We start from the raw sequence: 12,564 nt of genomic DNA on the forward strand, positions 1-12,564 counted from the left end.
CACGACCTCTAGATCAGCTTGCTTCAATGCAATTTGTGTTTTGGTCGCCAACACTTCTTCCTGCCTGGTGTCAGCATTTACGGGCGAATAAGGTCATACCTTGAGGAGCGTCGCTGCTCGGCATAAACCTTGGGTGGTGCGTGGTTATTGTTCTGACTTCGTAGGCAACAGGCCTGTATTTCAGACCAAGTCCATTTGGTGCGGAAAATCACGGAGGGGAGTCAGCCCGGCATCGCCGCAGGCGATGCTCGTCGAAGTCAGCAAGAAAGGCTGCGGAGCCTTTGAAACTGCGACTTGCAAGCAGTGCCGAACGGAAATTGGGGGCGATTGTAGATAGGTCGCCCCCCCTTGACTATGACTTATTGAGCAACAATCTTTTACAGGAAGTGTAATAATCCAGCCCGAAAAATCAGTTTCGCGACAGTTTGTCGCACCCGTTCCATTAGCGCTGGAACGCCCGTCCTACAAGGGTTTCGGGTTGACGCAAGTCAATCGCCCTGTGCGCACTGTGGGAAATTTCACGGCACAAGGGACTTGCGTCAAAACATGACTTTTGTCTAACCCTGGCGACGGTTGCGCCAGATGCCCAGCGGCACCAGGACGGCAGTCAGGACGAATGCTACAAGTGCCCATTGTGCAAGGGAAAGTCCCAATACAGGCGGGTATGGTGTGGTGCAGAAACCGTCGACCTGGAACACCAGCGGCAGCACCGAGGCCAGGGGCAGGCCGTCGACGATCGGTTGCAGGGTATCGATGCCGCAACTGACGGACGGATTGGCGAGGATATAGACATGGTTGCCGGCAGCGGCGACTCCGCCCAGGGCGCTGAGCACCACCAGTCCCTCGAAGATCGTCAGGCTGCGCCGGCCGGGCATGGCGGCGCCGATGAAGGCGAACAGGGCGATCAGCAGCAGTGCATAGCGCTGCAGGATGCACAACGGGCACGGCGCCTCGCCCAGGACGATCTGCATATAGAGTGCGCCGCCGATCAATGCCAGACAGATCACGCCCAGCAGGACCAGGAAGCGCCGTTCCCGATTCAGGCGCTGCGTTTGCTCGTTCATTGCCATTCCCTTCACGTTTAAATGGATCGACTCGCGGCCACGCGAAAGCCGCGGGGCGCACAAGATGACGGTGCGCCGGCGGAAAGTCTACAGGCAGACGGCAGATCGAAGGTGAAGTCGGCGTGAAAAACGCAGGCGCAGGGTGGCAGTGAAGAGGAAGGGGATTAAAACAGGATTAATGGGCGTTGAAGACACCACCGAATCCTGTTGGAGCGGGTTCACCCGCGATTACGGTGGTGAATTCACCATCGTAATCGCGGGTAAACCCGCTCCCACACATCCGCGGAGATCCTGCTACTAATGGTTACTCCAAGGCAGCAGCCGGCCCGAAGAACTCATGGCGGCTCTGCCCTTCCGGCACCCGCAGCGCTTTCAGGTGGCGCTTGACCGCGGCCATGAAGCCCTTGGGCCCGAGGAAGTAGGCATCCAGGTCACGCTCGGCCGGCAGCCACCGATCCAACTGGTCCTGGCTCAACGGCCCCAGCGCATCCCCCGGCAAACTCACGCCATCATCCACGTCATAGCAATAGAAGCGCTTGAGCTGCGGATGACGTGCCGCCAGGGCATCGACATGCTCACGGAACGCATGCACCCCGCCGTTGCGCGCGCAATGGATGAAATGGATCTGCCGTCCGCTTTCCAGCGCCTTGTCGAGCATGGCCAGGGTCGGGGTAATACCCACGCCGCCGCTGATCAGCACCAGCGGCTTGTCGCTGGCCGCCAGGGTGAAGTCCCCCGCCGGCGGGAACAGGTTGATCCGGTCGCCGACCTTGAATTGGTCATGCAGGTAATTGGACACCTTGCCGTCCGCCTCGCGCTTGACGCTGATGCGGTACAGGCGACCGTCGCCCAGGCTCGACAGCGAATAGTTGCGGCGCTGCTCGACGCCATCGATCAGCAGTTGCAGGCCGATGTACTGGCCCGGCTCGGCCACCAGCACCGGCTGGCCATCGACCGGAGCGAAGTAGAAGGAAACGATTTCGGCGCTCTCCTCGACGCGCTCGACCAGCGTGAAAGCCCGCGCGCCGCGCCAGCCGCCCTTGGCCTGCTCCTTCTGTTGGTACAGGCCTTCTTCGGCACCGATCAGGATATCCGCCAGTTGCTGATAAGCCGCGCCCCAGGCCTTCAGCACCTGCGGCGTGGCGATCTCGCGGCCGAGCACTTCCTCGATGGCGCGCAGCAGGCAGGCCCCGACGATCGGGTAATGCTCCGGAAGTATCTGCAAGGCCACATGCTTGTTGACGATCTGCCCGACCAGCCCGCCCAGTTGCTCCAGCTGGTCGATGTGCCGGGCGTACATCAGCACGCCGTTGGCCAGCGCCCGGGGCTGGTCGCCGCTGGCCTGGTGGGCCTGGTTGAACAGCGGGCGTACCTCGGGGTACTCGCTGAGCATCATCTTGTAGAAATGGGTGGTCAGGGCTTCCCCACCGCTTTCCAGCAGCGGAACGGTGGCCTTGATGATTGCACGGTCTTCGGCGGTCAGCATGAAACGACTCCTGAGCCTGATGGGCTTCTGTGTAAATACTGGCAAGTGCGTTTCAGAATCCATGCCAACGACAAAGGCCAATGAAATCGGGCATTTGCGCCCCAATAAAGTCAAAATGACGCAAGTCTGCTAGAGTCATTACGACTACATGGAGTCATTATGACCTCAACCCCTCTGCTTACCGCCCTCCTCCCCCTGGTCAGCGATCTGTCCCGCGACCTGCCCGAACGCGAGCGCTACCGCCGCCTGCTGCAGGCCATGCGTGCCTTGCTGCCCTGCGATGCCGCCGCGCTGCTGCGCCTGGACGGCGAGTGGCTGGTGCCCCTGGCCGTGGACGGTCTCAGCGCCGACACCCTGGGTCGGCGCTTCCGGGTCAGCGAGCACCCGCGCTTCGCCGCCTTGCTCAGCCGCAACGGGCCGACCCGCTTTGCCAGCGACAGCGAACTGCCCGACCCCTACGACGGCCTGGTCGAGGGCCTGCACCAGCAACTGGAGGTCCATGACTGCATGGGCTGCCCGCTGTTCGTCGATGAGCGGCCCTGGGGCTTGCTGACCCTCGATGCACTGCAGCCGGACAGCTTCCGGCAAGCCGAGCTGGACTCCCTGCAAGCCTTCGCCAGCCTGGCGGCGGCCACGGTCAACGTGGCCCAGCGTATCGAAGGCCTGGCCCTGCGCGCCGAGGTCTATCGCCAGGCCAGCGACCAGCAGGCCAAGGAACTGATCGGCCAGAGCAAGGCGCATAAGCGCCTGCTGGAAGAGATCCGCCTGGTCGGCGGCAGCGACCTGACCGTGCTGGTCACCGGCGAGACCGGGGTCGGCAAGGAACTGGTGGCCCAGGCCATCCACCAGGCCTCGTCGCGTGCCGACAAGCCGCTGATCAGCCTCAACTGCGCGGCATTGCCCGACACCCTGGTGGAAAGCGAATTGTTCGGTCATGTGCGCGGCGCCTTTACCGGTGCCGTGGGCGAGCGGCGCGGCAAGTTCGAGCTGGCCAACGGCGGCACGCTGTTCCTCGATGAAGTGGGCGAACTGTCGCTGATGGTCCAGGCGAAACTGTTGCGGGTCCTGCAGAGCGGCCAGTTGCAGCGCCTCGGCTCGGACCAGGAGCACCGCGTCGATGTGCGCCTGATCGCTGCCACCAACCGCGACCTGGCCGAGGAAGTCCGTGCCGGTCGTTATCGCGCCGATTTCTATCATCGCCTGAGCGTCTATCCCTTGCCGGTGCCAGCCCTGCGCGAACGCGGTCGCGATGTGTTGCTGCTGGCCGGCTACTTCCTCGAACAGAACCGTTCGCGCATGGGCCTCAACAGCCTGCGCCTGAGCGCAGAGGCCCAGGCCGCGTTGCTGGCCTACGACTGGCCGGGCAATGTACGCGAACTGGAACACCTGATCGGGCGCTCGGCGCTCAAGGCGCTGGGACAGCATCGGGACCGGCCACGCATCCTGACCCTCGACGCCGCCGACCTGGACCTGCCTGGCGTCACCACGCCATCCGCGACACCGCCGCCGGTCAGCCGCGACGGGGAACGCGGCGGCGACCTGCGCCAGGCCCTGGACAACTACCAGCGCCAGTTGATCGGCCAATGCCTGGAACGCCACCAGCACAACTGGGCCAGCGCGGCACGCGAACTGGGCCTGGACCGTGCCAACCTCGCGCGCCTGGCGCGCCGGCTTGGCCTGCGCTGATTTACGAATATGCTAAAGGGCGGCGCGCTCGGGTCGATAACCCGGCACAAGCCCCCGAATCCATCCTCTACGCACGAAGGTTTCTATGTTCTCGCAAAAAACCCGCGCGGACTCGCTGTCGCTGCTGCTCTTCACCTTGCGCAGCGGCAAGCTGATGGCGATCAACCTGCTCAAGGTCAGCGAGATCATTCCCTGCCCGCCCTTGACCCGCCTGCCCGAGGCCCATCCCCACGTCAAGGGCGTGGCGACCCTGCGCGGCAACTCGCTGCCGGTGATCGACCTGTCCCGCGCCATCGGTGAGCGGCCACTGGCCGATCCTGACGGTGGCTGCCTGATCGTCACCGATATCAGCCGCTCCAAGCAGGGCCTGCATGTCCAGGCGGTGGCGCGCATCGTCCACTGCAAGAGCACCGACATCCGCCCGCCGCCCTATGGCTCGGGGGAGAAGTCGTTCATTACCGGCGTGACCCGGATCGACGACACCCTGGTGCAGGTGCTGGACATCGAGAAAGTCATCCACACCATCACCCCGGCCCAGCACCAGGAAGCGCCTGCGCAGATCAGCGAAGAGGACGCCGCCATCCTCAAGGCCACCAACATCCTGGTGGTGGATGACAGCCAGGTGGCGCTGCAGCAGTCGGTCTACACCCTTCGCGGGCTCGGGCTGGAGTGCCACACGGCGCGCAGTGCCAAGGACGCCATTGCGGTGTTGCTGGACCTGCAGGGCACCGAGCAGGAAATCGACGTGGTGGTCTCGGATATCGAAATGTCGGAAATGGATGGCTACTCGTTCACCCGCACCTTGCGTGAAACGCCGGACTTCCAGCATCTCTATGTGCTGCTGCACACCTCGCTGGACAGTGCGATGAACAGTGAAAAAGCCAAGGCAGCCGGGGCTAATGCGGTGTTGACCAAATTCTCCTCGCCGGAGCTGACCGACTGCCTGATCGTTGCGGCGCGGACCGTGGCCTTTACCGAAAGATAAAAAGCTCAGCGGACCCTGTGGGAGCGGGTTCATCGGAGCGCCGAACCGCCGCGATTGCGACAGTGAGTCCACTACCGTAATCGCGGGTGAACCCGCTCCCACAGGGTCCGTGTAACGCCATCCATCAGTTCCCTCTGGCATACTCCGGCACTCAGCCCCCAGAGGAGCCACTTCCCTCATGAAAGCCGCCATCCTCAGCCTGCTTCTGCTTGCCCCTCTCGCCCACGCTTCCAGCGACCAGGCCTGGGCCGAGCACGACAAGCAACTGCTGCGCGCCTGCACCGCGGCCAGCCAGCTCAAGGACGTCCGCGCCCTGGGCAAGAGCGCCGAATTCGATGACCGCAGCGGCTATTCTGCGCTGCTTCTGCAGGGCCGCTACCCGCAAAAGCACATGAACAACCGCAAGGGCACCGAACTGTGCCTCTACGACCGGCGCCAGAAGAGCGCCTACGTCACTGAATGGACCCCAGGGAAACCGTGAACAGCGCCTCCGATACCACCCGCTTCCACTGCACCGGCTGCGGCCGTTGCTGCACAGGCCACCATGTCCCCCTGACCCTGGGCGAAGCGCAACAGTGGATCGATGACGGCGGCCAGGTCATCGTGCTGGTCGAGGCCTTCCTCGCCAACGGCATCGGGCTGCCCGCCGAACAACAGGACCACGCCCGCCGTCGCTCCTGCGCCGTGCCCTGCGGCGACACCGAGGCGTATGTCGCCATCACCTTCGCTGCCTTCAATCCGGGCCCGTGCCGCAACCTCGACGCCGAGCTGCGCTGCATGATCTACGAGCGACGCCCGCTGGTCTGCCGCATCTACCCGATGGAGATCAATCCGCATATCCCGCTGCGCCCGCAGGCCAAGGACTGCCCGCCGGAAGCCTGGGAAGACGGCGAGGTGCTGATTCACCGCGAGCGCGTGCTGGATCCGACGCTGATGGAACTGATCGAACGCTCGCGCCAGGCCGACCGCGACGATATTCGCAACAAGGCCTTGGTCTGCCAGCGCCTGGGCATCGACACCAGCGCACTGAAAGGCAACGGGTTTACCGCCTACCTGCCGGACACCGGCGCGCTGCGCCAGGCCATGCGCGATACCGCCGCCGACACCGAGGCGGCTCTCGCCGAGTGGATCCTGCACGTGGAAGATGGCGACCTTGCCGGAAAACTCGGCTCGGCAGGGGCCAGGGTCACCGGCACCAGCGCCGGACACTACAGCTTCATCGGGTTCTGATCCGGCATTACTGGCGCCGGCACCAGAACTCTTCGGCCAGGCGGCGCAGGTCTTCGGCGAGCCCGGCCACGTCGCTGGCCGTGGAATGACCGCGCTGGCCCGCCGTGACGCTTTGCTCGCTGGCCTGGCGGATGCTGATGATATTGCGGTTGATGTCTTCGCTGACCAGGCTCTGCTGCTCCACCGCAGAGGCGATCTGCAGGCTCATCTCGCTGATCTGGTTGACCCGCTGGCTGATGCCGTGCAGCGCCTGGGTGGCGTGCTGGGCCTGCTCGACGCTCTGGCCGGCATGGTCGCTGCTCTGCTGCATCGCCTGCACTGCATCCCGGGCGCCGTTCTGCAGCATGGTGATCATGCGCTGGATCTCACCGGTCGATTGCGCGGTGCGCTGGGCCAGGCCGCGGACTTCATCGGCCACCACTGCAAAGCCACGCCCGTGATCCCCGGCCCGCGCCGCCTCTATCGCTGCGTTCAGGGCCAGCAGGTTGGTTTGCTCGGCAATGCTGTGGATAACCTCCAGCACGCCGGAAATCTCTTCGCTGTGGTTTTCCAGGGTGTGGACAACGTCGGTCGCCTCGGCCAGGACACCCGCCAGTTGCAGGATGGTGCTACGGCTCTGGTCTACCAGTTGATGCCCGACCTGGGTCTCGCCTTCGGCCTGGTCCGCCGCCTTCGAGGCCTGTTGGGCACTGTTGGCGACCTCGGCGACTCGCGCCGCCATGCGGTTGATCGCTTCGGCGACCTGGTCGGCATCGCCCTGCTGGCCGAGGGTGGTGGTATGGCTGTGTTGCAGATGGCTGGCCAGCTCTGCGGTATGCCCGGCCAGGCGCCTGGAGGTGTCGCCGATGCGCCCGACCACCGCGCCGATCTGCGCTTCGAGCATCTGCAGGGCGAACTCGACCTGCCCCACGGTATCGCGACGGCCGGTGTACAGGCGCTGGCTCAGCGGGTTGTCGGCGATGTCACGGGCGCGTTCGCCGAGGCGCTCCAGCGGGCTCAGGGTCCGTTTGATCATCAGCGCGGCAAGTCCGGCGAACACTCCCCACTGCGCTACGGCCCGCCCGGGAAACTCCGGCAGCAGAAGCTCGCTGCCGCCCATCACCACGGCCAGCAATGCGCCCAGGCCCAGGGACAGGCGCGTGCCCATGCCCAATGCCGGCAGGCGCTCCGCCAGGCTGCGCTGGCCGCTGCGCAAGCGCGCGTAATACCGCTCGGCCGCGTCGATCTGCGCCGCGCTCGGCTTGGTCCGCACCGACTGGTACTCGACGGTCTGGCCATGGCTGGTGATCGGCGAAACGAAGGCGCTGACCCAATAGTGATCGCCGTTCTTGCAGCGGTTCTTGACCAACCCCATCCACGAGCGTCCCTTCTTCAGGGTCTGCCACATATGTTCGAAGGCCGCCGGTGGCATGTCCGGGTGGCGCACGATATGGTGCGCGCTGCCGATCAGCTCCTCGCGGGAAAACCCGCTGATGCGGATGAACTCGTCGTTGGCGTAGGTGATGGCACTCGTCAGATCCGTGGTGGACAGGATGTTCGCATCCACGGGGTAATCCACATTTCGACCGGTCACAGGCAGATTGCTCTTCATCGAGAGGCGCTCGTCGTTCGGATGGGGGTATGAAAGCAGGGCGCAGATACTACGTTTGGCCCCTTGACGGAAACTTGACCCAGAGCAGCATTAAGGCCTATCGCCATCACCGTCCATCCGTAACGATCCGTAGCTGACATTCGTGACAGCCAGCCGTCACGGTGGCGACCCGTTCTGTCCTATATAAGGGTATGCAGCCCTTACTCTTCACTCCTGTCGGCGCCTTTGACGCATGCGAATCTCCAGCCCTCGAACGCTGCTTGTCCTCCTGGCCATCGTCCTCCTGGCCGGCGCCGCATGGTTCGTCAACAAGCGCCCGCAGGCGGCACGCCCCATGGCCTCCAGCGCCATCCCGGTCAGCGTGATCGCCGTGCAGCGCGAGGATGTCCCGCGTTTGCTCAGCGCCATCGGCACCGTGCAATCGCTGCACAGCGTGGTGATCCGCCCCCAGGTGGAGGGCGTGCTGACGCGGATCGCAGTGCAGGAAGGCCAGGAAGTGCACAAGGGCGACCTGCTGGCGACCCTCGATGACCGCGCCATCCGCGCCAGCCTAGACCAGGCCCGCGCCCAGCTTGGCCAGAGCCAGGCGCAGTTGCAGGTGGCGCAGACCGACCTGAAGCGTTATCGCCTGCTCAGCGAAGACAACGGTATCTCGCGCCAGACCCTCGACCAGCAGCAAGCGCTGGTCAACCAGCTCCAGGCCACGCTGCTCGGCAACCAGGCGAATATCGCCGCGGCCGAGGTACAACTGTCCTATACCCGGATCCTGTCGCCGGTCAGCGGCCGGGTCGGCATCCGCAACGTCGATGAAGGCAACCTGGTGCGCAGCACCGACACCCAGGGCCTGTTCAGCGTGACCCGCCTCGACCCGATCAACGTGGAGTTCTCCGTCCCGCAGAGCTGGCTGCCGACCCTGCAACAGCTCACCGCCAGCCGCGAGGCCGCGCCGATCAAGGCCTATCTGGAGGGCGACGGCGACACCGGCGGGCAACTGCTCGGCGAAGGCCGCCTGAGCCTGATCGACAACCAGATCGCCGCCGGCACCGGCACCTTGCGCGCCAAGGCCACCTTCGCCAACCCCGATGCACGCCTGTGGCCCGGCCAACTGGTGACCCTGCGGGTGCAGACCGGCATCGAGCGCGATGCCCTGGTGGTTCCGCCGGGCGTGGTGCGCCAGGGCGTGGACAAGCACTTCGTCTACCGCATCGCCGGGGACAAGGCCGAGGCGGTACCGGTCAAGGTGACTTACCAGGACAGCAAGCTCAGCGTCATCACCGGCGTCGAGGCCAACGACCGCCTGGTCGCCGACGGCCAGTCGCGGCTCAAGCCCGGCGCCACCGTGGAAATCCTCGAGGCCAGGCCGGCCAGCGAGGATGTCGCCCGTAGCGAAGCGAGCGTACAACCATGAACGCGGCCCTGCCCGGCGGTCGCGGCGGTATCTTCGCCTGGTGCATCGAGCGTCCGGTCGCCACCCTTCTGCTGACCTTCGCCCTGGTCCTGCTCGGGGCCATCGCCTTTCCGCGCCTGCCGGTGGCGCCGCTGCCGGAGGCCGACTTTCCGACCATCCAGGTCACCGCCAACCTGCCCGGGGCCAGCCCGGAAACCATGGCCTCGTCGGTCGCCACGCCGTTGGAGGTGCAGTTCAGCGCCATCCCCGGCATGACCCAGATGACCTCCAGCAGCGCCCTCGGCTCCACCAGCCTGATCCTGCAATTCACCCTCGACAAGAACATCGACACCGCCGCCCAGGAAGTCCAGGCGGCAATCAACACCGCCACCGCGCGCCTGCCCCAGGACATGCCGAGCCCACCGACGTGGCGCAAGGTCAACCCGGCCGACAGCCCGGTGCTGATCCTCACGGTCAGTTCCGAGCACATGCCGGCCAACGAACTCAGCGATTACGCCGAAACCCTCCTGGCCCGGCAATTGAGCCAGATCGACGGGGTCGGCCTGGTCAACATCACCGGCCAGCAACGCCCGGCGATCCGCGTCCAGGCCCAGCCGGACAGGCTCGCCGCCCTCGGCCTGACCCTGGCCGACCTGCGCCTGGCCATCCAGCAGACCAGCCTCAACCTGGCCAAGGGCGCACTCTATGGCGAAAACAGCGTGTCCACCCTGGCGACCAACGACCAGCTGTTCCACCCCGAGCAATACGCGCAACTGATCGTCTCCTACCGCAACGGCGCGCCGGTCCAGCTCAAGGATGTGGCCAAGGTCATCAGCGGTGCGGAGAACGCCTACGTCAAGGCCTGGTCCGGCGATCAGCAGGGCCTGAACCTGGTGATCTTCCGTCAGCCCGGGGCGAACATCGTCGACACCGTGGACCGGGTCAACGACGCGCTGCCGCGCCTGGAAGAAATGCTCCCGGCCACGGTCAACGTCTCGGTGCTGCAGGACCGCACCCAGACCATCCGCGCCTCGCTGCACGAGGTGGAACTGACCCTGGCCATCGCCGTGCTGCTGGTGATCGCGGTGATGGCGCTGTTCCTGCGGCAGTGGTCGGCAACCCTGATCGTCTCGGCGGTGCTCGGGGTCTCGCTGGTCGCCAGCTTTGCCTTCATGTACGTGATGGGCTTCAGCCTGAACAACCTGACCCTGGTGGCGATCGTCATCGCCGTGGGCTTCGTGGTGGACGACGCGATCGTCGTGGTGGAGAACATCCACCGGCACCTGGAAGCAGGTGACAGCCGTCGCGAGGCGGCGATGAAGGGCGCGCGGGAGATCGGCTTCACCGTGGTGTCGATCAGTTTTTCCCTGGTGGCGGCCTTCATTCCGCTGCTGTTCATGGGCGGGGTGGTCGGCCGGCTGTTCAAGGAATTCGCCCTGACCGCCACCTCGACCATCCTGATCTCGGTGCTGGTGTCCCTGACCCTGGCGCCGACCCTGTGCGCCCTGTTCATGAATGCTCCGGGCCACGACAAGGAGAAGCAGCCGGGCTTCGGCGAACGCCTGGTCGCCGCCTATGAACGCCTGCTGGACAAGGCCCTGGCCCATCAACGCCTGATGCTCGGCGTGTTCTTCCTCAGCACCGCGCTGGCAGTGGTGGGCTATGTGCTGATTCCCAAGGGTTTCTTCCCGGTGCAGGACACCGGTTTCGTGCTCGGCACCAGCGAGGCGGCAGCGGACGTTTCCTACCCGGACATGATCGCCAAGCACCAGGCCCTGGCCGACATCATTGGCGCCGACCCGGCGGTACGCGCCTTCTCCCACTCGGTGGGCGTCACCGGCAGCAACCAGACCATCGCCAACGGACGTTTCTGGATTTCCCTCAAGGACCGCGGCGAGCGCGACGTGTCCGCCAGCGAGTTCATCGACCGCCTACGGCCGAAGCTGGCGAAGGTCCCCGGCGTGGTCCTCTACCTGCGCGCCGGCCAGGACATCAACCTGAGTTCCGGCCCCAGCCGCAGCCAGTACCAGTACGTGCTCAAGAGCAACGACGGCCCGGCCCTGAACCTGTGGACCGAACGCCTGACCGAACGGCTGAAGGCCAACCCGGCGTTCCGCGACCTGTCCAACGACCTGCAATTGGGCGCCAGCGTCACCCGCATCGAGATCGACCGCAAGGCCGCCGCGCGCTTCGGCCTGACCACTGCGGATGTCGACCAGGCCCTCTACGACGCCTTCGGCCAGCGGCAGATCAGCGAATTCCAGACCGAGACCAACCAGTACAAGGTCATCCTCGAACTGGATGCGCGCCAGCGCGGCCGCGCGGAAAGCCTGAATTACTTTTACCTGCGCTCGCCGCTGAGCGGTGAAATGGTCCCGCTGGCGGCGCTGGCGAACGTCCAGGCGCCGAGCACCGGCCCGCTATCGATCGCCCACGACGGCCTGTTCCCGGCGGCCAACCTGTCGTTTAACCTGGCGCCCGGCGTCGCGCTTGGCGATGCCGTGAGCATCCTCGAACGGACCCAGCGCGAACTGGGCATGCCGGCCTCGATCAGCGGCACCTTCCAGGGCGCGGCCCAGGCCTTCCAGAGTTCGCTGTCGAGCCAGCCATGGCTGATCCTCGCCGCGCTGGTGGCGGTGTACATCATCCTCGGCGTGCTCTACGAGAGCTTCGTGCACCCGCTGACCATCATCTCCACCCTGCCGCCGGCCGGCCTCGGCGCCCTGGCCCTGCTCTGGCTGTGGGGGCAGGACTTCACCATCATGGGCCTGATCGGCGTGGTGCTATTGATCGGCATCGTCAAGAAGAACGGCATCCTGCTGATCGACTTCGCCCTGGACGCCCATCGCAACCAGGGCATGAGCGCCGAGGAAGCCATTCACAAGGCCTGCCTGACGCGCTTCCGGCCGATCATCATGACCACCCTTGCCGCCCTGCTCGGTGCCGTGCCGCTGATGCTCGGCGCCGGGGCCGGCGCCGAACTGCGCCAGCCGCTGGGGATTGCCGTGGTCGGCGGGCTGCTGGTCAGCCAGGCCCTGACGCTGTTCACCACGCCGGTCATATACTTGGCCCTCGAGCGCCTGTTCCACCGCCGCCAGCGCCCCGCCCCGGCGCCCCGGCCGATTGCCCACTGAG

At 65.4% G+C, this 12,564-nt stretch carries 8 protein-coding genes and 2 pseudogenes; 6 read left to right on the forward strand and 4 right to left on the reverse strand.

Annotated elements, in window-relative coordinates:
- Positions 1 to 557 precede the first annotated feature (557 nt).
- Together ACPFMA_RS24235 and hmpA are read right to left on the reverse strand one after the other, a co-directional pair.
- Positions 558 to 1,064, reverse strand: coding sequence for a disulfide bond formation protein B (locus ACPFMA_RS24235; RefSeq protein WP_009404399.1), 507 nt, complete (start codon positions 1,062 to 1,064; stop codon positions 558 to 560).
- A 304-nt stretch (positions 1,065 to 1,368) separates the two neighbouring features.
- Positions 1,369 to 2,550, reverse strand: coding sequence for an NO-inducible flavohemoprotein (hmpA, locus tag ACPFMA_RS24240; RefSeq protein ID WP_064302727.1), 1,182 nt, complete (start codon positions 2,548 to 2,550; stop codon positions 1,369 to 1,371).
- A 159-nt stretch (positions 2,551 to 2,709) separates the two neighbouring features.
- Here hmpA and norR point away from each other — a divergent pair, with 159 nt between their 5' ends.
- From norR to ACPFMA_RS24260, 4 genes are all read left to right on the forward strand, one after another.
- Positions 2,710 to 4,236, forward strand: coding sequence for a nitric oxide reductase transcriptional regulator NorR (gene norR, locus ACPFMA_RS24245; RefSeq protein WP_064302726.1), 1,527 nt, complete (start codon positions 2,710 to 2,712; stop codon positions 4,234 to 4,236).
- Between the two features lie 85 nt (positions 4,237 to 4,321).
- Positions 4,322 to 5,221 carry a chemotaxis protein gene (locus tag ACPFMA_RS24250; RefSeq protein ID WP_064302725.1) on the forward strand — a complete coding sequence of 300 codons (900 nt, stop codon included), beginning with the start codon at positions 4,322 to 4,324 and terminating at the stop codon, positions 5,219 to 5,221.
- Positions 5,222 to 5,399: 178 nt separating this feature from the next.
- Positions 5,400 to 5,702 (forward strand): hypothetical protein, encoded by a 303-nt coding sequence (locus ACPFMA_RS24255; RefSeq protein WP_009404403.1) that lies wholly within the window; start codon positions 5,400 to 5,402, stop codon positions 5,700 to 5,702.
- Complete coding sequence (locus ACPFMA_RS24260) at positions 5,681 to 6,451, forward strand: YkgJ family cysteine cluster protein (protein ID WP_425928902.1); 771 nt, start codon at positions 5,681 to 5,683, stop codon at positions 6,449 to 6,451. The genes ACPFMA_RS24255 and ACPFMA_RS24260 overlap by 22 nt, the downstream gene beginning before the upstream one ends.
- Positions 6,452 to 6,458: 7 nt before the next feature.
- On the opposite strand, the pseudogene ACPFMA_RS24265 reads toward ACPFMA_RS24260, so the two are convergent.
- Positions 6,459 to 7,481: pseudogene (locus ACPFMA_RS24265) on the reverse strand (methyl-accepting chemotaxis protein); the annotation flags it as partial.
- A 279-nt stretch (positions 7,482 to 7,760) separates the two neighbouring features.
- Positions 7,761 to 8,042, reverse strand: a pseudogene (locus tag ACPFMA_RS24270) (PAS domain-containing protein); the annotation flags it as partial.
- A 232-nt stretch (positions 8,043 to 8,274) separates the two neighbouring features.
- Between ACPFMA_RS24270 and ACPFMA_RS24275 the strand changes: the two are divergent.
- Complete coding sequence (locus ACPFMA_RS24275; RefSeq protein ID WP_064302721.1) at positions 8,275 to 9,450, forward strand: efflux RND transporter periplasmic adaptor subunit; 1,176 nt, start codon at positions 8,275 to 8,277, stop codon at positions 9,448 to 9,450.
- Positions 9,447 to 12,563, forward strand: a complete 3,117-nt coding sequence (locus tag ACPFMA_RS24280; RefSeq protein WP_425928903.1) for a multidrug efflux RND transporter permease subunit — start codon at positions 9,447 to 9,449, stop codon at positions 12,561 to 12,563. The genes ACPFMA_RS24275 and ACPFMA_RS24280 overlap by 4 nt, the downstream gene beginning before the upstream one ends.
- Position 12,564 lies beyond the last annotated feature (1 nt).

The sequence above is a fragment of the Pseudomonas sp. NyZ201 genome, from assembly GCF_049860765.1.
GTDB classification, from domain to species: domain Bacteria; phylum Pseudomonadota; class Gammaproteobacteria; order Pseudomonadales; family Pseudomonadaceae; genus Aquipseudomonas; species Aquipseudomonas bharatica.